General features: G+C 65.2%; 14 protein-coding genes. 5 read left to right on the top strand and 9 right to left on the bottom strand.

Features of this window, described 5'->3' with window-relative positions; genetic code table 11:
* Positions 1-7: 7 nt before the first annotated feature.
* The 5 genes from DVW87_RS15945 to DVW87_RS15925 all read right to left on the bottom strand — a co-directional run bounded on the left by DVW87_RS15945 (position 8) and on the right by DVW87_RS15925 (position 6,857).
* Positions 8-3,070, bottom strand: a complete 3,063-nt coding sequence (locus DVW87_RS15945; RefSeq protein ID WP_114688828.1) for a DEAD/DEAH box helicase — start codon at positions 3,068-3,070, stop codon at positions 8-10.
* Complete coding sequence (locus tag DVW87_RS15940; RefSeq protein ID WP_114688827.1) at positions 3,067-4,908, bottom strand: phospholipase D family protein; 1,842 nt, start codon at positions 4,906-4,908, stop codon at positions 3,067-3,069. Before DVW87_RS15940 ends, DVW87_RS15945 begins: the two co-directional genes overlap by 4 nt.
* Positions 4,905-6,098, bottom strand: a complete 1,194-nt coding sequence (locus DVW87_RS15935) for a DUF6361 family protein (RefSeq protein WP_078462367.1) — start codon at positions 6,096-6,098, stop codon at positions 4,905-4,907. Before DVW87_RS15935 ends, DVW87_RS15940 begins: the two co-directional genes overlap by 4 nt.
* Before the next feature lie 73 nt (positions 6,099-6,171).
* Positions 6,172-6,492, bottom strand: coding sequence for a helix-turn-helix domain-containing protein (locus DVW87_RS15930; protein WP_063690326.1), 321 nt, complete (start codon positions 6,490-6,492; stop codon positions 6,172-6,174).
* Between the two features lie 11 nt (positions 6,493-6,503).
* Complete coding sequence (locus DVW87_RS15925; RefSeq protein WP_114688826.1) at positions 6,504-6,857, bottom strand: type II toxin-antitoxin system RelE/ParE family toxin; 354 nt, start codon at positions 6,855-6,857, stop codon at positions 6,504-6,506.
* 306 nt (positions 6,858-7,163) lie between these two features.
* On the opposite strand from DVW87_RS15925, the gene DVW87_RS15920 reads away from it, so the two are divergent.
* A complete protein-coding gene (locus tag DVW87_RS15920) occupies positions 7,164-9,722 on the top strand; it encodes a PD-(D/E)XK nuclease family protein (protein ID WP_239017959.1) in 2,559 nt (852 codons plus the stop codon).
* The gene (locus DVW87_RS15915; RefSeq protein WP_114688824.1) at positions 9,722-13,090 is read left to right on the top strand and encodes a UvrD-helicase domain-containing protein; all 3,369 of its coding nucleotides are present in this window, start codon (positions 9,722-9,724) and stop codon (positions 13,088-13,090) included. The genes DVW87_RS15920 and DVW87_RS15915 overlap by 1 nt, the downstream gene beginning before the upstream one ends.
* Positions 13,091-13,459: 369 nt before the next feature.
* Here DVW87_RS15915 and DVW87_RS15910 read toward each other — a convergent pair whose 3' ends face one another.
* The 4 genes from DVW87_RS15910 to DVW87_RS15895 all read right to left on the bottom strand — a co-directional run bounded on the left by DVW87_RS15910 (position 13,460) and on the right by DVW87_RS15895 (position 17,207).
* Positions 13,460-14,113, bottom strand: a complete 654-nt coding sequence (locus DVW87_RS15910; RefSeq protein WP_207774271.1) for a recombinase family protein — start codon at positions 14,111-14,113, stop codon at positions 13,460-13,462.
* Between the two features lie 276 nt (positions 14,114-14,389).
* A complete protein-coding gene (locus tag DVW87_RS15905; RefSeq protein ID WP_239017958.1) occupies positions 14,390-14,818 on the bottom strand; it encodes a DUF421 domain-containing protein in 429 nt (142 codons plus the stop codon).
* Between the two features lie 30 nt (positions 14,819-14,848).
* Positions 14,849-16,276, bottom strand: coding sequence for a L,D-transpeptidase family protein (locus DVW87_RS15900; protein ID WP_114688823.1), 1,428 nt, complete (start codon positions 16,274-16,276; stop codon positions 14,849-14,851).
* Positions 16,277-16,319: 43 nt separating this feature from the next.
* On the bottom strand, positions 16,320-17,207 hold the full coding sequence (locus tag DVW87_RS15895) for a mechanosensitive ion channel family protein (RefSeq protein WP_114688822.1): 888 nt from the start codon (positions 17,205-17,207) through the stop codon (positions 16,320-16,322).
* A gap of 160 nt (positions 17,208-17,367) precedes the next feature.
* Here DVW87_RS15895 and DVW87_RS15890 point away from each other — a divergent pair, with 160 nt between their 5' ends.
* The 3 genes from DVW87_RS15890 to DVW87_RS15880 all read left to right on the top strand — a co-directional run bounded on the left by DVW87_RS15890 (position 17,368) and on the right by DVW87_RS15880 (position 21,550).
* Positions 17,368-17,748: a YidH family protein gene (locus DVW87_RS15890; RefSeq protein ID WP_114688821.1), complete on the top strand. Its 381-nt coding sequence runs from the start codon at positions 17,368-17,370 to the stop codon at positions 17,746-17,748.
* A gap of 64 nt (positions 17,749-17,812) precedes the next feature.
* Positions 17,813-19,609 (top strand): SLC13 family permease, encoded by a 1,797-nt coding sequence (locus tag DVW87_RS15885; RefSeq protein ID WP_114688820.1) that lies wholly within the window; start codon positions 17,813-17,815, stop codon positions 19,607-19,609.
* A gap of 81 nt (positions 19,610-19,690) precedes the next feature.
* Positions 19,691-21,550: a glycoside hydrolase family 97 protein gene (locus DVW87_RS15880; RefSeq protein WP_181814874.1), complete on the top strand. Its 1,860-nt coding sequence runs from the start codon at positions 19,691-19,693 to the stop codon at positions 21,548-21,550.
* The last annotated feature ends 1 nt before the right edge of the window (position 21,551 follow it).

Here is a 21,551-nt window from a genome sequence, read left to right as displayed (position 1 = left end):
GCGAACTTTAGCTTTCCTGCCTGTCGTCGGGTTGATGTATTGCCAGACTAAGATCGACGGTCGACTTAAGCGGCCTTAGGTCCAAAGCCAGTGCGCTCAGTTCGGCGATCTTTGTGTCGCTGCCTCTTGCCAGATGATTGACCAGATCCTCCTGGTTCGGCTGGCCGAGCGCGAGGCGATAGAGCAGGCGCTGGCGCTGAAGGTAATCGAACCGTGCGATGTCACGGCTCCTCGACAACGCGAGCACGTGGCGATCGATGTCGGCATGCTTGAACGTCCACCAAGGTGACAGCCCGGTGTCGTCTTGGAACCGGCGCTCGCCCAATGCTGCGGCCTCTGTCCAAGGTGAGCGACCGGTGCGTGCCGCGGCCACTGCGTCGTCCTGCACCAGCGCGCCGAGCGGACGTCGCACCAGGAGACCACCATAGCGCGATATGCGACCTTCACGCTGTTCAAGGTCGACCGGGTTAGATGGCAAATCCCAGTGAACGATGCGTCGGCACCAGCTGTGGAAGTCCAGCCCTTCCTGACCGATCGAGGTCGTCGCAAGAACATGGGGCCAGAATGGCGTGTTGAACGCTCGCCGGAGGCTTTCAGCGCGTGGCGGCGCTTCGGGTTCAGACTCGCTCAGCGCACGTTGCGCTGCTTCGGCATCGCCGCTTTCGGTGCCGCTGAACGGCACGGCAGCGTGGCAACGAAGGCGGATCGAGCTCGATGTGGTCGGGATGCCGCGGAAGGTGAACCAACCGAGCGAGGCGTGCAGCGCCGATGCCAGTTCGTCGAGAAGATTTGGGGCGTCGGTCTGGCCTTGGGCGAGCCAGAAATGCTCATCAAGCACGCTCTCGAGCCCGCCGTCGCGGACCGCCGCCATCAGCACCTCGGTGGGATTGCCGTCGCCCAGCCGGCCCCAGAACACCCGGTTGTCGAGATAGGGACGCAGCCTGTGCCAGCAGAACGAGACGAGCTTCGAAAGGTGGTCTGCCTCGATGGCCGCCGGAAAGTGCCGGAGCAGTGCGCGGCCGACAGCAACCGCCGGTGAGGCCAAGGCGATCTCGGCCAAGCGTTGCAGCTCCTTGGCGCTGATCCAGTCGATACTCTCGACGTGGTTGCGCTCGGTGACGATGCGCCCGAGCACTGCCTCAGCCCCCGCCGTCTCGTTCCATGCCGTCTGGGATGCCGCGAAATCGCCGGACTTTCGCTCGATCGCGGCAAGGAGGTTCCAAAGCGGACGCGCGCGTTCGGCGTCCTTTTTCGGCTTGCTGCGGATCTCGACCTTCTGAGCTCTGAGCGCCTTCCGTAACTGTCCGGTGACCGTGCGTAGCGCGTAGCGGGCGGACGAATGGTTGCCCTTCAAAGGATCGGTCGCCCGGACTAGGAACGGCGACGGATGGAACAACGACATCACGGGCAGGCCGGACTGCGGAGCCAGCCGCTTGCTTTCCCACGGTCGCCGGCGGGCGGTTGGCCCGACGTCGAGGTAAGCGTCCTCGACACCGAGGCTGATCAAGGATGCAACACTTTGCGGGGTGGCGCGAAAACGGCTGAACAGAAGCGTTTTCTGCGCCGGGCTGTGCGCCCAGGGACCTGCAAGCGGCCACCACTGCATGGAAGGGGCAACCCAAGGGAGCGCGAGATCGGGTGTTCGCGCGATCTCGCGAAGGGCTCGGAGCTTCGGGCTGCCCCAGCCGTCCTTGCCGTCGCCGGTGCGTCGAGCAGAGCGCAGCACCGGCACGCCCGGTTGGCGGCTGAACTCGACCTTGTCGGCGATTTTGTAACGGGACCCGAGCGCCTGCGCCGGTAGTGGGACGGACAGCCAGTAGGCAGAGGCCGCGGTCTTGTTCCGGTCTGACACCTTGCTGGCGAAGTGCCGGAAGGTATGAAGATCGCCGGGGGAAAGGGCCAGCGGATCGCGCCGGGTGCGGTGATCGAGGCCGATAGCGGGCGGGCGCTCGGTACGTGCTATGCAGGGGCGCAGAAGGCGGTCGATCCGGTCGCGCGTCGCTTCCGCACGCTCCTTCAGAAGCGGATCGATGGTGTCGCCCTCTGCGTCACCGATCGCACGCAGGATCTCGCCGAAGCTGGCAAAGAGCTGCTCGGCGTCCTCCCGCACGGCGGTGCTGCGCGTCAGAAACTCGATCGTGTCGAAAAGCTCTTCGTGAGCCTGAGGACCGTCTTTTCCGTCCCAGGACTCACCATACAGGCGATAGGGTGTGGCCGACAAAAGCAGCATGGCAGGCTTTTTCGAGCCGATCCCGAGAAGGGCGCGCCCCAGCCGGTCGCTTTTCGAAGGTGCCAGCATCTCGCGGAAGCGCTGAAACTCGTCGAAGACGATAAGGTCCGGCGGGGTCGCCTCGAGACATGCCTCCGCAAGAAGGCGGCGCAACACCGTCAGCGTCCGCGCCTCGGGCTTTGTCTGTGCGGCTGTCGCGATGCGTTCGCGAAGACCCGGCCGTTTACCCTCCGGATTGAAGCGCGACTTGAGCGCGGTGCGGAAGGTGCCGACAAGCTTCGGATCGATGCCGCCCATTAGCCGCTGCGCAGTACGGCAGGCGCCGTCCCAGCTCACGGTCGCGCGCTGTTGGATGAAGCGCTCGGGGAGTGTCTCCAATATCCCCGGCACGGCGCGTTCGAGCAGTAGACTCAAAAAGGCACGCTCGACCGCAGCGCCAGGTGTCGGTCGTGTGCCTTCGGGCGGGAAGGAGGTCTGAGGAGACAGCGAATAGAGCCGGAGCGGCGATGGCGGCTCCTTGTCGTTCGGCCGTTGATCGAGCGGGATCATCGACAGCCGATCGACCTTGGAAAGGGCCCGCAGCCTGGCGCGCTTGTCCTCCAGAAAATCGACCAAACGCGCCGCGTTCTGGTCGGAGACACGAGCATTGCTGGTGACGTAGTAGACCGTGAACTTCTTCCTACCGCCACGCGACAGCTGCCGGACGACCTCCCGAGCGACTGTCGTCTTGCCGAGGCCGACCTCGTCGGCCACCAGAAAGCGGCGACTGCCCTTACCGGTCAGCGCGGCTACGGCAGCGCCTACCGTCGCGTTCTGAAAGGCGCGCGGCGTGCTGCTCATCTTGCGATCAGGACCTCGCGCGCGATGCGCCAAGTCTGCTGGAGGGCGGTCAAATCGTCTCTGTCCGCCTGCGTAAGGTGCTCGCCATGAGCCAGGACCGCAGCCACATAGCGGTCGATCACGGCATCGACACGCTTCAACGAACCGGACTTGTTGGTCTGGTCCTTGGCCCAGGCGGTCAGGATATCCTCGAGCGCGAGCCCGTCATGCTTCCAGCTGCTCCGCTTGGGCGCAACCGCTTCCGGCTCCGTGTCCCAGTCGTCCTCGCTCCCCGCCCCTGCTCCACCCTCGAGCATCTCGCGCAGCCACGCCTGCAGGCCGGCGACGCTCAGAAAGCGGCTGATCGCGGCAGCGTCCCGCTCCGCGTCGATCGACGGGACGACCGGCACGCGCAGGAGCCATGACGCCGGCGGCAGGTCCCCGATCGTCAGCCGAAACTGAACAAGATCCGTTTGCAGGGACAACGGAACCTCCCCGAGCTCAATGTGCGTCACGCCGGGCTGCCAGCGGTGGAGCGCCATCGTGGCGAGTCCTACGTCCAACTGAACTGAGGGCGTCAGCGGCAGGGCTTCGCCAGAGGTGAGACGATATTTCTTGCCGTTGCGGTCCAGGCTGAGCGACGTGTCCGCAAGCGTCCAGCGCAGCCTTTCGAGAGCAAGTTCGGCTGTGTCAGCTTCTGTTTCCGTCAGCGTCTGCAGGAGAGCATCGGAGACCGGTGTGGCGGACCCGACGATCGCTAGGACGCCGTCGATCTCGCCGCCGCCGCCGGTAAAGCGGGCAGCGACTTCCGCATTACGGCCCGACCAGGCCCGGTCGGTGGCATTGGCGCTGCCGGCGACGATCTTGATCCGATCGCCCTGGATCGCCGCGAACAGCTTGGCGTGGAGCCCCGAATGCGTAGCGCCGCCCGAACCGTCGTCTTCTTCGTCCGTTGCTGGCTCCCGGTCTGTCTGCTCAACCTCAGCGACGTCGTCGCCGTCCGGGAGGGGTGCCCCAAGCGCCAACAGCTTGAAATCGGCGAGGCCCGTGCGACCTTCCTTGCTGAGCTTGCGCAGCGCCGGAAGCGTCGTCACCAGAGTGCGGTCCGCACTTGCCTCGGTCATGTCGGCAAGAGATCGTGCAAAAGCATCGCAGAGGAACGGGCTCAGGACGACGATCTTGTCTCCGGACGCCGCATTGAGCGGAGCGACCGGCTCCGAGCCGCGCGTCCAGAGGTCGATCCGAGACACCTCGATGCCGTCCGGCGCGATCCAGCGCACGGTCCCGAGCTCATCCGCGAGATCGTCCGGATCGACGCTCGGCAGCTCGGCTGCGCGCGCGAGGGTTGCACCCAGCGCATCGATGCCGCCGATGATCTGGCTCCCCTTTCTGCGGCGGCTTTCGCCGTCCAACACCAATCCGAGATCGAGGTCGCGGCTCATGGTGAGGTTGCGGCTGCCGACCCAAAGCCGCCAGAACCGTCGCGGTCCCTCCGCTTGGTAGCAGATAAGCGCGGCTTTCGGGTGCCAGCTGTTCGCGCTTTCCCGATAGGGCATCTCCACCACGAACTGGTCGAGCACGGCCGCGATCTTCGGGAGCCTCGGTCCACGATGGATGCGGCCACGCTGGACAATGAAGCGTACCCGTTCGCGCAGCGCTTCGATCGCACCGGCGAAGTCGGACTTGTTGCCGCTCGCATTGTCGCGGCCGCGGGCGTGGAGGTTCAACAGGGCGCCCCCAAGAACGATCGGGTCGGCGGAGTAGGCGGCGAACAGAGCGAAGTGGGTTCTGGTCAGCTTGGGTGGCCGCAGGAGCTCAAGAAAGGCCTGGCCAGGGAAGTCCTTCGGCGCCGTTCTCATGCGCCGACGAGGTCCTGCAGCAGCATCTGCACCCGATCCCAGCGGTAATGAAGCGGCGCACCCTGCGGATGGTGATCATTGTCCCAGTCCGCACGCTGATCGACGCCGAATTGGCTGCGTGAGAGCCGCGCTCGTCGCCCCTTTCGCGCCTCTTCGGCGTCACGGTACACGCGCTCCAACCGCATCGGATCGGTGTGTCCGGCGCGTACCCATGCGAGCGTGTCGTGAAGTGCAACAGAGACGACGGGAGCCAACTCGGTCCGGTCCCTCATGTCGTCAAGAAAAGCTGGCCAGTCCAAGCGAGCAGCCTGGGACTTCCAGCGCTGGACGATGCCGGTCAGTGCCGCGCGTTGCGTATCTGAGCGCTTGCTACAGTCTAGCTCCTCGCACAGGGTCTCCACCTGAGCGGCGTAAACTCCGCGGCCGATCGCGGCGAGAGCAGCGGCGTGGCCGGACCGCTCAAGCGCTGGCCGTTCGGTTTCCGCAAGGTCCCGGACTTGTGGACCCCAAGCAGTACGGCTCGACGACACGTCGTGCCCGACCAGCAGCGAGAAGATCGATCTCGCCCCGGGATTTCTGGGCGACGTCAGGCTTCGCAGGCGTTTGGCGAGGAACTTCCGCTCGCTACGAGTGAGATCGAAGCTCAGCGTACCCTCGCCCTCCCCGTACCAATCGTCGGCCGGTTCCGGAACGACGAACGGCCAGGATCCTCCTCCGAGCGGCGTCCCTTCGTCGTCCTTCAGTAGCGCGCCCGGCTTACCCGCGACCATCCGCTCGACCTGATAGCGGCTAAGCGGACCGCTGCCTTCCTGCTCGCGCACCAGCCCCCAGCGTTGCAGCGCACCCCAATAGACCTGGCTGGGACGCTGCTCGACCGGAGAGGGATAGTTGCGGCTGCCGATCACACCGCCCGGCTCGTTGATCAGGCGCCCGGTAAGCAAATATTCGCGCCGCTTCACGCTTTCCTGTGCGCGTTGCCCCTTGGCTGGTTTGAGGTGCTCATCGCGGTAGAGCCAGGGCACGAAGAGGACATAGCGCAAGCGGGTATGCAGGACTGACGTGCCGGGAAAGAACCGATCGGCGTAACGCTGGTGGACGATCAGGAACCCGATCTCGTCCCGAATCCCTTTCTGGTCCGAGTTCATGAATTTGCGCGCCTCGCGCATCGCGTCCGGCGACAGATAGGTCATTCCAAAAGACGCCAAGCGTCACCCCCAGACTCTCTAGCCGCCCACAAGGAGAGCCGCTCACAGATCGACGCGGTTAGGCTGTTTCCAGCACCCGCACCGCGCCGATCCCCTCATGTCGCGGCCGGACCCAAATCTCGACATCGTGGCCGAGTTTCCGGAGCCCGTCGGTGATGTAAGCTTCGCTGATGCCGTCGAAACGGCCGCGGAGGATCTTGGAAAGCTTGGGCTGTGGCATGCCCATGCGAGCAGAGGCAGCGGTCTGCGTCAGCCCCAGTTCGCCCATGCTTCGCTGAAGAGCGGCGGCGAGCTTGGACTTCACCAAACGACCTTCCGGATCCGAAAGGCCGAGATCCGCGAAGACGTTGCCACTGGAGGTCACATGCTCGACTGCCATGTCGGGGTCCTTTATAAGGCTTGTTTGCGTAGCGCTCTCTTCTCGGCAGCCAATCTTTGAGCCGCTTTCAGTCGAGCTTCGATCGTTTCCTTCTGGTGCTTCGGAACGGCGATGCCGCTCGTCGACTTTTTCTGGAAGGCGTGGAGAACGTAGATATCGTCGTCGATCTTGACGTTGTAGATGCAGCGATAGGTGTCGCCGTCGTACCGCTCAATTAGCTCGATACTCGAGCCGTACGACTTGGCGTTGACGTGTCTCATTCCAAGCTGGGCTAGGTAGAGGCCGTGTCCAAACTCGCTTCGGACATCCTCGGGCATGTCGACCAGGTCGTCCCTGCTACTACCCATCCACTCCAGTTCGCGCATTCTCCATCTCCGTTGACGATGGAAGAAGGCCTATATCCATTTAGGTATAATGTCAACCGGGCTGACGGCAATCCGCTTGTTCAGGGCCCCGGACCTCGTCCGTTCTGAAGCCTTCAGTCCGCCTCGGGGCAGTTGGCGTTGATGCTATGTTCCGCTGCCGCTAGACTGCCGGGAACGGCGAAAACGCCGATAGCCGTAAAAGTGGGGTGGTCAGTGCAGCGCCAAACATTCGTCTCCCATGGCAGGCTGGCTGCTCGTGAGATCAGATTGGAAGCCGCGCGTGCCCAGCGGCACGGCGTCCAGGTCATGACATTGGAGCAGCTTGCGGCTCGACTGGCGGGTGGGTTCATCACCGGCATCGATCCGGAGGCGTTGCGCGACGCGATCCAGGCGTCGGTGACCGACAGCGACCTGGGCGAGCTCGACAACATCAAGGCCCTGCCCGGCTTCGTCAGTGCCGCGGCTGACACGCTGCACAAGGCATGGCGCGCTGGTGTGGATCTCTCGGCTCGTGCGGGCGAGGACCCGCGCCTCGCCGCCATTGCCGCGCTGGAAGACGCCGTCATCGGCCGTCTCCCCCACTCGATGCTGCGGCCCTGCGATCTCGTCACGCGTGCAACCGAGCGCCTCGCTCATGCCCCTGCCCTGTTCGGGAGCATCGACATCGTCGGTCACTCCGAACTCTCGCCCTGCTGGCGCGAACTGCTGTTCCTGTTGGCCGACGCGGTAGCGGTCCGCTGGCATGCTGGCCCCCGTTCGGTGCCAGACTGGCTTGCCGGGTCCGCCATCGAGGTGCTCAGATCCGACGCCGCCAGTCCGAGCCTTGAAGCGGTGACCTGTGCAACCGGTCATCATGAGGCGGTCGAGGCGATGCGCTGGGCACGCGAGCTGATTGCCAGCGGTGTTGCCCGCCCCCACGAGATCGCCATCGCGTCCGCGGCGCCAGCCGCCTATGACGATGTCTTCCTCGCGCTGCGCGCCGATGCCAATCTCGACCTCCACTTTGTTCATAGCGTTCCCGTTGTATCGACCCGGCCGGGCCAGGCAGCGGCCGCCCTCGCCGATGTCCTCGTGCGCGGGTTGTCGCAGGCGCGCATCCGCCGGCTGGCGTCACTGCTCGGCAGCGAGGCGGGACCGGTGGCCCAGCTGCCCGCGGGCTGGACGCGGCTGCTCCCGGGTGAGGCGCCGCTCAACTCGACCGGTGCCTGGGACAGGTTGATCGACCGGCTTACAGCGGAAGACTGGCCCGACGGTGTCGACCATGCGCCTGAGTTACGCGACATCATCGCGATGTTGGCCAAAGGTACGACGCTTGCGGCGGACACGGGCGAGAAGCTGCTTAGCGGTCCGGCACGCCGCATCTGGCGGCGCGCGCTTGGTCTCGGCAGTCCGGCCGCCATCGATATCACAATTGCGCAACTCCGCCTCGAGGACGAAAGCGAGCCCTGCTCATCGGTCGCCTGGATGCCGGCTGAGGCGCTCGCGGCATCACCACGGCCTTTCGTTCGCCTGCTGGGTCTGACGTCAACTCAGTGGCCGCGGCGTATCAGTGAGGATCGACTCGTGCCCGACCACGTCGTGCCGCTGGCAGACCTTGATCCCCTGCCCGTCTCTGCTGCTGACCGGCGTGACTTCGAAACGATCCTGGCCACCACCGCCAGCCAGGTCGTGCTCAGCCGGGCGCGGCGTGATGAGGAAGGACGCCTGGTAGGGGCCAGTCCGCTGCTTCGGGGAACTCCGCCGCCTGCCTATCTGCGGCGGAACCGGCGCCCCGACCACGCCATGAGCGAGACGGACCGGCTCGGAGCCCGACCGGGCGATGCTTCAGAACTGGCGCAGGCCGCCTCCGCTGCAACCTGTTGGACGAACTGGCGCTCGTCGCACGTGACGCCACACGACGGACAGGTCCGCCCGGATCACCCCGCGCTGGCCGCAGCGCTGGACCGCGTTCAGTCGGCCAGCTCGCTCAAGCTTCTCCTGCGAAACCCGCTCGGCTTCAGCTGGAAATATGCGCTCGGCCTCCGCGGTCCGGCCACAGCCGACGAAGCGCTCGTGCTTGATGCCCGAGCGTCGGGCGAGTTGCTGCACCACCTGCTCGACAACGCCGTGCGGCGGCTCGAGGCCGGTCAGGGGCTGGTCAGTGCCGACGAACAGGCCTGCGTGTCAGCGCTCGATGCGGCCTGTGCGGACGTCGCGGCGATGTGGGAGGCGGGTCAGGCCGTGCCGCCCGGTATTGTCTGGCAGCGGACCTTGGCGGACACCCGGCAAGTCGCGCTCGCTGCACTCGAGGGCCGACCCGAGCCCCTGCCCGGCCAACGCTCCTTTGCCGAAGCGCCGTTCGGCGGCCAGACCGCCAAGTCCGATGGTGCCCTGCCCTGGGCGGCCGACACGGTCGTGGAAGTCGCTGATACCGGCTTCCGGATCTCCGGCTACGTGGACCGATTGGACCTGTCAGACTGTGGCACAAAGGCGCGTGTCACCGATTACAAGGGCGGCAAGTGCCCGAAGGACGCTGTAACGCTGGGCGGCGGAAGCGAACTCCAGCGTTGTCTATACGCCTATGCGGTTCGCTCGCTTCTGGGCGATGACATGGAGGTGGAGGCGGCGCTCGTCTATCCGCGCGCGGGGGTGACCCGGCCGCTGCAGGACGCGAACGGCACGCTTGCCACGCTGGCCGGACATCTGCGCGCGGCACGTGCCAACCTTATGGCCGGGCGAGCGCTGCCGGGCCCGGATACGGGCGGCGACTATGATGACCTCGCCTTCGCTCTGCCGGCAATGGCGGACAAGGGTTGGTGCCGCCGCAAGCAGGAGGCGGCGACGGTAGCTCTCGGCGATGCCACCCTCGTCTGGGAGGCGGAGTGATGAACGTGATGGCACCCGTGCTTGCGGATGACCAGGCAAGGCTGACCGCGCTTACCGCTCACGACCGATCGCTGCTCGTCGAAGCCGGCGCAGGCTCGGGCAAGACCGCCGTGATGGCAGGGCGAGTGGCGCTGATGCTCGCCGCCGGCGTCGCGCCGAAAAGCATTGCCGCAGTGACCTTCACCGAACTCGCCGCCAGCGAACTGCTCGCGCGCGTGCAGGACTTCGTGGAAGAGCTGCTATCCGACCGCATCCCGCGCGAGTTAAGTGCGGCGCTCCCTCACGGGCTCTCGGACGAACAGCGCCAAGCGCTGACCGGTGCGTGCGAGAACCTCGATGAGGTCACCTGCTCGACCATCCACGGCTTCTGCCAGCGCCTGATCAAACCCTACCCCGTCGAGGCCAACATCGATCCGGGCGCGAGCCTCGTGGACCCGGTCGAAGCGGAACTTGCGTTCGGTGACACGTTGGATCGCTGGCTGCGTGCGACGCTGGACGGCGCTCTGCCAAGCCTAATTTCGGAGCTGGTGTACCACGAGCCGGTGGGGGGACTCGCTCTGGTGCGAGAGGTTGCCGACAGGTTGCGTCGACATCGCGTGCTGACAGGACCGCCGTCTCCAGCCCTCCCGCCTCTGATCGACGCCGCACGCGACGCGGCCGATGCCTACAAAGACTTCGTCACCACCACTCCCGCGCGGGAAGAAGAGAGCATCGCGGCAGCGGAAGCGTTCGCCGGCATGAGCGAACGGCTTCTGGCGGCCGGGCAAGGCCAGGACTTCAGGTCGTTGGTGGCGCTACTCACCGCCGAGCCCGACGCTTCGCTCCTCACCGGCTCCGGTTGGCGCAAGTATCAGAAGAAGGGGAAGTGGGAGGCTGCGGTCAAGCTGAAGGGCCTGCCCAAGGCACGCGGTGGCGAGTTGAACACCGAGGCTGAGCGTCTGCACAACGCTGCGCGTGATGCCTGGATCGACCTCAAGGGCGCGGTCGCAGCGCGGGTGCTTTCGGAGGTGTTGACCGCGGTCGCGCCCGTGGCGGACGGGTTCCGTGACTACAAGCGCGCAGCGGCCTTGCTCGACTTCGATGATCTGATTTTCGCCGCGCGTGACCTGCTGCGCGATCATGAGCCTGTCCGGCAGGCACTCGCGTCGCGGTATGCGCATGTCTTGGTGGACGAGTTCCAGGATACCGACCCGCTACAGCTGGAGATCTTCTGGCGCCTGTGCGGCAACCCGATGGACGGAGCCGATCCCGCCGACTGGCAGGCGTATCGGATCAGGCCCGGCGCATTGTTTCTCGTCGGTGATCCCAAACAGGCGATCTACCGCTTCAGGGGTGCCGATGTCGCCGCCTATGTCCGGGCACGCGACGCGATCCGCGCTCAGGGCGCGCAGGATCTGCTCAGCATCTCGACCAACTTCCGGTCCTGTGCGGGTATCCTTTCCTTCGTGAACGAACGGTTCGAACCGCATATGGGCGAGGACAAGGGGCAGCCGGGGTTCACCGCGCTCGATCCCTTTCATCCCGATCCCGCCCACGGCCTGTGCGTCACCGCCCTGCCGGTCGCGTGCGCGGGCGAGGACGGCAAAGCGTCGGCCGATCGGAAGCGCGACTGTGAGGCCGAGGCCCTCGCGGAGCTGGTCGCACGCCTGATCGGCAGCCATGAGATCGCCGACCGTCGGGCCGGGGTGCAGCGTCCGTGCCGACCCGGCGACATCGCTCTCCTTGCGCCAACCGGCAAGGACCTGTGGCGCTACGAGCAGGCGCTGGAGCAACGCGGGATCGCGGTCGCCACGCAGGCCGGCAAGGGCTTCTACCAGCGGCAGGAGGTGCAGGATCTGGTCGCGATCGCGCGCGTGCTCGCTGATGGCCGAGACACGCTCGCATTGGGTGCGCTGCTCCGGGGACCTCTGGTCGGGCTGACCGAGGAGGAGCTGCTCGACCTTGTCTGGACGCAGCCGCGCGCACCGGAGCGACCGGACGCTCTTCCTCGCCTGCACGTCAACATGGACCTGGACGCGATCGCGCATCCCCTCGCGAGGGACGTGCTGGGCAAGCTTCAGGGGCTCAGGCGCCGGATCAACGCGACCACCCCGCATCAACTGATCGCCGAGGCGATCGACACGCTGAACGTACGCGCGATCCTGCTGCAACGCCATCGCGGCCAAGCCGAACGTCCACTCGCCAACGTCGACCTGTTCCTGAGCCTCGCCCGGCCTTTCGGCGTTCGCGGCCTGAGGGCGTTTGCACAGTCGATGGCAGACGCATGGGCCGGGGAGGCGCGCTCGGCCGAAGGTCGGCCCGACGCACAGGAGGAGTCGGTGTCGCTCCTCACGGTGCACGCATCCAAGGGGCTGGAATGGCCGATTGTCGTCCCGATCAACTGCATGACGGCGACGATTGCGGTCGACAACACCGTCATCGATCGCGACGCCGGCATCCTGTTCATGCCGGTGCTGGGCAACCTACCCTCTGGCCACGCCGACGTGCACAGTGCTGAGAAGGCCGAGCAGGACCGCGAACGCACGCGCCTGTGGTATGTGGCTGCTACCCGCGCGCGCGAGCTGCTGGTGTTTCCACGGCTCGACGTCGCGGCAGGCTCGAACAGCTGGTCGGGGCTGATCGACTTCGGGCTTAATGAGCTCGAGGTTCTCGACTTCGACGCTTATCCCGACCAAGCGCCTTCCGGCATCCACGAGGACGACAATCAGCAGACCCGGGAGCGCTTCGCGGAAGAAGCAACCGCGATCGTCGACGCTACCGCGAAAATCGCTTGGAGCGCGCCGAGCAGGGACGAAGGGCGCGGAGTAGATGACCACTCGCAGGCTGAACCCGAGCTGGTGTTCGGAGAGGTGGCCGGTGCTGCTCCATCGGGACCGGTTCAAGGCGGGCGCGAGCGGGGGCTGATCATCCACAAGCTGTTCGAGGAGGTGCTTACGGGTGAAATCTTGGACGAGGAAGCGCACCTCGCAGACCGGGCACGCGAGCTGATCGTGCAACTCGGGCTTGAGCCGGCCGGGGCCGCGGCTACCGGCATCTCCGAACAGGAGGTGGCACGGGTTGTTGTGCGCACGCTGGCCCTCCCCGAGATCGTAGCGATGCGTGACCGCCTCGTGCCGGAGCTTCCGGTTCTCGCTTCGGAGGAGGTCGACGGCATAGAAGTCGTCACCGCCGGGATCGTAGATGCGTTGCATCTTGATGAGTCCGGACAGCCGCGCGCGGCGATCGACTGGAAGAGTGATGTCGATCCGGATCCCGCCGCCACCGAGCAGTATCGCGGTCAGGTGAAGCGCTACCTTCATGTAACCGGCATCTCGGAGGGTATGATCGTGTTCGTGACGCGCGGAACCGTCGTTCGAGTCTCGGCCTGATAAAACCAGCTCGCGCTTGCAGCTGCCGAAGTCAGGTCGGCGGAGCTGACTTCCGGCGAACTGTAGGTGTACGGTTGAGGGCGAAGCACCTTCCTGAAGTTCTGCGGCTCCGTCCTGACGATAATTCCAAACGGGACGGCCACCGTGCTCAGCGTACGACTTTTACCATCCTCTCACCGGCATCCTCATTGTTTCCTCTCTTGCTCACGTTCGAATCACGCAGCAAGGCGTTTGCACCCTGCAGGACCGCGACTAAGCATGGGACCAGAATTGGGCGAAGCACCGCAGTCGAAGTACATCGCGTACTCCGGATTGTAGACTACGGCTTCAACAGGGGAGGTTGAGCCATGGATACATGGTCCATTCGGTTCATGAGGTCGGCGCGACCGCAGCTGTCTTTGCACGGTGGAGCGCGGTCACTCTCTTGACGTGGGCGATACTGCATCCGGCAAGGACCGCCGTCTTCGCGATGCTCATGCCCGCCTCGCGCAGCCCAACTATCCGCCTGTGATGGGCAAGATCGGGCTTGCGGCCGGTGTACCGGCCTGCCCGCTTGGCGATCTCGATGCCCTCCCGCTGCCGCTCGCGCCGCGTTTCATAGTCATCCCGCGCAGTCTGGAGCGCGACGCGCAGCAGCATGTCTTGCACCGCTTCTAGCACGATCCGCGCGACGCCGGCGCTGTCCGCTACCAAGTCGGTGAGGTCCACAATGCCCGGCACCGCGAGGCGCGCGCCCTTCGACCGGATAGTCGCGACCAAGAGCTCGGCCTCAGACAGAGGCAGGCGGCTGATCCGATCGATCTTCTCGGCGATCACCACCTCGCCCGGCTGCAGGTCCGCCACCATGCGCAGCAGCTCCGGCCGGTCGGGTCGAGCGCCGGACGCCTTCTCCCGGTAGACGGCAGCGATATAGAAGCCGGCCGCTCGAGCACCGGCGACGATGCTTTCCTGCCGCGTGAGGTCCTGCTCGTCCGTGCTCACCCGCAGGTACACCCGCGCCGCTCGCACACCGCCATCTACCATCAGTTCGTCGCTCCTATGAGGCGTTTTTGGATATACTCAAATGAGCGATGGGCTAATTTGCCAGCTACGAAATCGACGGAGCCGAGAACAAAGTGGGACTCGTTGCTCTTTACTTCTGAACAGCTGGGTCAGCTGTTCAGGGTTACCGCTAGCGTCTATCCTGCATCGAATTAGCCGCTCACCTGTATCACTCGTGCTTTTGGGTGCGATCGGGATCGAGGGCGTGCTTCCGAGCAACGACGCTCATGCTGCCGTCCGTTTCCAGAACCACCAGGGCTATAGCGTCAAGACCATCGAACCCGGCACCCCGAACGGCGGCTTCAACCTCGTCCCCGAAGTGACTCTCTCGCGTTTCATGGCATCCGAAAGCATGATCCCCTTTTCGACCAGGATTGTCGGTTCGGCCTTGACCCAACTTCGGAAGCGCTTCGACCGCGTCGAGAGCCACGTGACGGCAAGCTGCGCGCCCGCCAGCATAACGAAAGCGGTTACACCTTCGGCAAGCGCGACGTCCTTGGACAGGATCACGGTGGCCAGGGTGGATCCAAGCGCTACGGTGACGATCAGGTCGAACGCGTTTATCTTCGACAGCGTTCGCTTGCCCGTCGTCCTCAGGACAAGGATGAGCAGGACGTACGCACACAGCCCCACCAACAGTGTTCGCCACACGCCCGGAGCTCCAGCGAAGAACATCTGCTCGCTCATCATGGCGCCCCCGTCCTCTGCGCAGAAGCGTCATGGACCGACATCGATTGCTTCCGGCTTTGCTACCGACGCCCCTTTACCGGAGAAGCCGAGGGCTGCCGCTATGGGCGCGTTCCAGCCGTACGGGTCCGTCCGATAGGCGACCTGGCCTTCGGATGCGACGAAGACGTTATGGTAGAGCATGCGCACCGGGATTTCTCGTGGCAAAGCGACGAACCGCTGCCGCCCGGTATCGCGGGCGCGCTGCCACTCGCTTGCCACGCCCTCCTGCTCGGCGAGCATCTCGGCGAAGCCAAGCGCATCGGCGACCCGGACGCACCCGTGGCTGAGATGGCGCTGACTACGCTCGAAGAGATGACGGGACGACGTATCGTGGAGGTAGATGGCGTGCTGGTTGTGCATGTCGAACTTGACGAGGCCGAGCGCATTGCCGCGTCCCGAACGCTGCACGATCCAGCCGCCCCGGCGAAACATGTTGTGCGCGCGTAGATAGCGCCGGCTGACCCCTGCGAGTTCGCCGTGCTGGATCGACTTTGGGATGGTCCATGTTGGATTGGCGACCAGCCGGTAGATGGGCGACGACAGCGCGGGTGTTTCCTTTCCTGACTCACCCACGATCACCTTGCGTTCGTCGACAAGTGCGCCGTCCCGGTAGTATCTCAACGTGGCCGCCGCGGTGTTGACGTCGATGCGGGTCAGCGGCGGATTGCGGGACAGCCAGCGTCGGCGCTCCAGTGCGACAGCCAAGGCTCGGGCGTGGTCACCGGGCCCGAGGTTCAACACCGCCAGGGTATCGGGGCCGACGATCCCGTCAGCCGCGATGCCGTAATCCCGCTGGAGCCGGGTGACGGCGTCCGCAAGCGCCGGATTGTAGGTCGATCCCGAGTAAGGCTGATCGAGATAGCCCTCTGCATGCAACTGCGCCGCAATCGGTATCACGGCTTTGCTTTCATCCCCGATGCGGAGCGGTTCGGCACTTTCCAACATCTCTGATCGACCTACCCCGCGCCGATCATTGGCAGCCATGTAGGCATCACTCAGGGCGTGATAGGCCGCATCTTGTGGTGCCAGGCCGTTCAGCCAGGCCGCAAGACGGTTTTCCTGAAGCGCGCGGTGGAGCTCTGCGGCGAGCTGCCTGTCTGTAGGTCGTGGGACGGTATAGATCGCGTGCAGCGAGGTGGGATCGACCACACCATCTGCCAGTGCGTGGGCATAGCCGAGCGCCGCCTTGTCGAGGCTTGTGGGTGAACCGTCCGGAACCGGAAATTGCAGGTGATCAAGACCGTGTCGGGCGCGGGCGGCAAGGGCGTCCCTAAGCGCCTCGCGGTTCTGCGACGACCAAAGGCTTTCCGCATCTGCTGCAGCGGATGGACTGCTGATCGGTGATGCCGCGGAAGCGGCTGAAAGGGAGGCAAGAAGTAGGAAGGCGGAAGAAGCAAAAAGTCCTGGTTTCGTCATGCAATGTCAACGATCGGGGACGTTGATCGGTCCTCCCGGAGGGTCATCCGACGGTACTGTCGGCTTGCCCCTCCGGCTTTGCTCGTGTGAGCGGCAACGGTTCCTTGAAGGTGAGCGTTCGATAGGGAAACGGGATTTCCATTCCGGCACCATCCAGCGCTCGCTTGATCGCGCGTACCACCTCGTCGCGGGACTGGTGCGCGTCGACCGGCTTCGAACCCGCCCACCAGCGTACGAGGAAGTTGATGGAGCTGTCGCCGAACTCCTTGGCGTACACTTCCACTGGCCGGTCCTCCTGCACGGGACCGACAGCGGCGATCGCGTCGCGAATCACCGTGCGGGCAGCGTCGAGATCGACGTCATAGGCCACGCCGACCTCCACCTCGTGACGCCGCTGCTGGCTGTGCGTGACCACCTCTACGGGGTTCTTGAACAGATAGGCGTTGGGCACGACGACGAGTTCGTTGCTGAGGTGGCGCAGATGCGTGTCTCGGAGGCTAATCATCTCGATCCGCCCCTCGACGTCCTGGCAGCGAATGAAGTCGCCGATCCGCATCTGCTTGCGCAGCATGATCAGCACACCGGCGAGGAAGTTCTCGAAGATGTCCTTGAAGGCGAAGCCGACCGCCACGGAGCCGAGCCCCAGCACTGCGAGGATGTTCGCGGGGGTTACCCCGGGCAGCACGATCGACATCGCGATCAGAAGGCCCAGAACCCAGATTGCCACGCCCACCAGTGTTTCGACCAGGTTGACGAGGGTCCCGCGCAGGTCGGTATGCGACAGCAGTCGCTCGGCGATCCGCCGGGCAGATTTTGCAATGAAGAAGGTTGCGACGAGCAGCAGCAGCGCGATTCCGAGCTGTGGAAGAATGCGGACGAACTCGGTCCCCATGTCCCGAACACGGCGGAGGAGGATGGCAACGATATCCATGTTCCCCTGGTACCCCGCTTGGAGCTCGTCTTGCAAAGGCGGATCCCACAACCGCACCGCTGCCATGCGCGGGCGATCGCCTAAAGACCGGACCTTACCTCGCGAACCATAGCGTCAGAAGCCGTTTGCCGAGGGTTCGGACTTCTCCCATGATGACGGCATGGGGAATGAGGAAAAATCCGTCCGCACTGACTTGGCCGAGGATCGCACCGACCTGGCGGAAGACCGCACCTTGCTCGCGAATGAGCGGACGTTCAGCGGGTGGGCGCGCACGGCCACGGCCTGTATCGGCATCGGCCTGGGCTTCAGCGCATTGTTCAAGCCGGTCGAGCCGACCTGGGTGGCGAAAGCGATCGCCACCTTATTCATCCTAGTTGGTATCTTTTTGGTGATCGCCGCGGAACGTCGGGCGCGCGGACTGCACGAACGACTGACGGCACACCACATAGCGGGCGTTTCTCCTATCAACTTCAGGGTCAGGGCCGTCGCAATCTCGGTTGCAGCCGTGGCGCTCATCGTTGCAATATGGTGGCTCACGTGACCCGCTGGCTGCGGCATCGCAAGGCGTGGAGCAATGATGCCGGCCTTGTTAAGGGCGCGGCACGATGATCGATGCTCCTTCCGCCCACGCCATTGCCGCCATGCTGGTCACGGTGGCGATGTTCTACGGCTTCGCATCGGGGCGGCTGAAGGTCGAGATCATCTCGCTGCTGACGATCAGCGTCATCGCGCTTGGCCTTTACTTGTACCCGTTGCCGGGAGAGCGACCAACAGATGGCTTGAAGCTCGCTTTCGAGGGCTTTGGTCATTACGCCCTGATAACGATCTGCGCACTGATGGTGATGGGTCGGGGGCTGGTGGCGACTGGTGCGCTCGATCCAGCCGCGCGCCTGCTGACCAGGCTTTGGCGCTTCAATCGGGGCCTCGGTTTCCTGACCACCCTGGTGCTCGCCATGATCATGAGCATGATGGTGAATGACACGCCCGTTCTCGTGCTGCTGCTCCCAATAATGGTGACGCTGGCGTCGCGCGGCGGGATGGCGGCGTCGCGTACGCTGATCCCCATCAACAGCGCGGTGCTGATCGGGGGCATGTCGACCACGATCGGCACCTCGACCAATCTCTTGGTCGTCTCGATCGCGACCGATCTCGGCATGCGGCCGATGGGGGTGTTCTATTTCACCCCGCTGGTCGTCATCGCGGCGCTGGTGGCGCTGCCTTTCATCTGGCTGGTCATGCCGCGGCTGCTTCCAGATAACTCAGTGCAGACCGGCCATGCCCCTCGCCGCTTCTACGCGTCGCTTCGGCTCGGGCCGCGCTCCCCCGCGCTCGGGCAGTTGCCGGCCGCTTTCCTCGCTCGCACCGCGCCGCAGGTCGAACTTGTCGGCGCTCCCGAAACGCCCGCGGCGGTCGACGATCGGATAGCCGTGCTCGCGCCGCACGAGGCGCTGGAGGACGCGATGCGGGCACTAGGAGCAACGACGGCACCGGCCGCGCTTCTGGACCGGGTCCATGCCGCGTCGCGCCGCAGCCGCGAAGACCTCGCGGTAGTGGAGATGTCGATCGGTGCTGACTCTACTTTGATCGGCAAGCGGATCGCCACATCCGGCCTTGCCGAAACCCATGACGTTGCCGTCATGGGCGTTCATCACGCCCGAACGGCATGGGAGTGGCGGGACGACAACCTGCTGGAAGCACCGCTCGATGAAGGTGACATCCTCCTGGTGACCGGCACAATGGCTGACATCACCGCACTCGCGCGCTCCGAGAGCCTGCTGATGCTGGACGGCGCCAAGGAGGTGCCGCGGACCGCGAAAGCCTCGCTCGCGCTGGCGATCATGGCCGGATCCGTCGGGCTTGCCAGCGTCGGACTGCTACCAATCGCGATCTCCGCGCTCGCTGGCGCTATCCTGATGTTCGTCACCGGCTGCGTGCGCTTCGACAAGGTCGGGCGGGCACTGTCGGCCAAGGTCATCGTCCTGGTCGCCGCGAGCATTGCGATCGGGCGGGTGATCCTGGAAAGCGGCGCTGCGGAGTGGCTCGGCCAGCTCATCGCACTAGGTCTGCATCATCTCCCTGCAGGCGGCGCGCTGGCAGCGGTAATGGTGTTCGTCACGATCCTCACCAACTTCGCCTCGAACACGACCGCCGCCGCGGTAGGCACCCCCATCGCCTTCAGCCTAGCGCAGAAGCTGTCCATCCCGGTTGAGCCCTTGGTCCTCGCCGTGCTGTTCGGCTGTAACCTCTGTTATGCGACGCCCGTGGCCTATCAGACGAACATGCTCATCATGACCGCAGGCGACTACAAGTTCGGCGATTACACCCGAACCGGCATCCCGCTGGTGCTCCTCATGATCGTCACGCTGTCGGCCCTGCTCGTCTTCAAATACGGGCTGTACTGAACGTTGCGCCCACTGGTGAAGCGCTGGTGGATCATCGCGCCAGCCTTTGCGGCGGGCTGTTCGCCTGCGCCCAGCAATCCTTTGGCGGCGCGCTCGCCGGACGGACAGGTCGAGATCGTGGCGGGCACCCTCTCCAATGGTAGCTTGGCGATACGGATCAGGCATCACGGCGCGGACGTGATCGCGCCCTCGCCGGTCGGCCTCGTCCTGGCGGACCAGCCGCTCGGCCCTATGCGGATCGAGCAGTCGCGACGTCCCGCCGGTCAGGCCGCGCAGCCCTACCGCGAACTGCTGGTCCAGGCACGCGAGACCGGAGGCAGCAGGCGCCCGCTTCTGCTGCACCTGCGCGCTTACGACAGCGGCGCCGCCATCCGGATCGAGCAGCCCCGCACTGCCACCACGCGCGAGACCCGGCTGACCGGGGAGGCAACGTCATTGCGCTTCCCGCGCAATTACCAGTGCCTCGCGGTGAGCCACACCGAATATCTCAATTCGCACGAAGGCGATTACGCTCCCGTGCGCGCCAGCACCCTTCGGTCCGGCACTCTGTACGACCTGCCGCTGAGCTGCCGCACCGGGCGGAGCGGCGAAGCCATCGCGCTGACGGAGACCGACGTCGAGAATTACCCTGGCGCGTATCTGGTCAAATCGAAGGATCTGGGCGTCGATCTGCGGCTTACGCCTCTGCCCGCGCGTGACCACCTTGCCGCGATCCTGCCCGAGAGCGGCCCTGCGCTCAGGACACCGTGGCGCGTGGTCATGATCGCCGACCGGCCCGAAAAGCTGATCGAGAATGACCTGGTGCAGCAGCTCGCGTCCCCCTCGCGCATCGGGGATGCGCGGTGGGTCAGGCCCGGCAAGGCGGCCTGGGCCTGGTGGTCGGGCATCAAGGCGTCCGGAGTGCCGAATGCCGGGTTCAACAACGCAACCTATCGACATTATGTCGACTTCGCCGCGCGGTTCGGCCTGCCCTATTTCGTGATCGACTGGGGCTGGGCTGCGCGACCCAATGGAGACAAGGGATTGGCGGACGTGACCGGCTTCCGGCCGGGCGTCGATATCCCAGCTCTCTCCCGCTACGCCGCGTCGCGCGGCGTTCGCCTGTGGCTGTGGACGAACTGGGACGCGATCGGACCCGACATGGATCGGGTGTTCGCGCTCTACCATGCGTGGGGCGTCGCCGGGATCAAGGTCGATTACGTCTACCGCCAGGATCAGGTTGCAATCGCCTACTATCACCGGCTGCTCGCGGCTGCCGCGCGCCACCAACTCATGGTCAACATCCACGGTGCGCCGGTGCCGCGCGGGCTGGAGCGCACCTACCCCAACCTGTTGACGCAGGAAGGCGTGATGGGGGCGGAGTACAACAAGTGGAGCCGCAAGGTGACGGCCGGCGCCAATGTCCGCCTTGCCTACAGCCGCGCGACCATCGGTCTGATGGACTACACGCCCGGCGGCTTCCGCAACGTCACACCTGCGCAGTTCAAGGCCCGACACGTTCTGCCGCTTGTGATGACGACGCGGGCGCAGCAGCTTGCCATGTTCGTGGTCTATCCGAGCCCGCTGCAATCACTGGCGGATGCACCGCAAGCGTATCTGGACGAGAGGGGCGCGCCGCGGCCCGGAGCGGGCTTCCTGCGCCTCGTGCCCGCATCCTGGGACGAGACGCGCGGGGTCGCAGGCGACTGGGGTCAGTGGATCGCGGTCGCGCGGCGCAGCGGCAAACGCTGGTTCGTGGGAGTGATAAACGACGAACAGCCGCGCACGGTGTCGCTCCCGCTCGCCTTCTTGACGAACGGGCGATGGCGCCTTCGAGCGCTGGTCGACGGCGCCACGCCTACGGCCGTCAAGGCGCATGGCGGCGTTGTACGTGCCGGCACCAGCCTCCAGGTGCCGGTTGCCGCCGGCGGCGGTGCAGTGGTCGTCCTCGAACCCGAATAAG

Source organism: Sphingomonas aracearum (genome assembly GCF_003345355.1).
GTDB lineage: Bacteria > Pseudomonadota > Alphaproteobacteria > Sphingomonadales > Sphingomonadaceae > Sphingomonas > Sphingomonas aracearum.
This window is presented reverse-complemented; position numbering and strand designations above follow the sequence as displayed.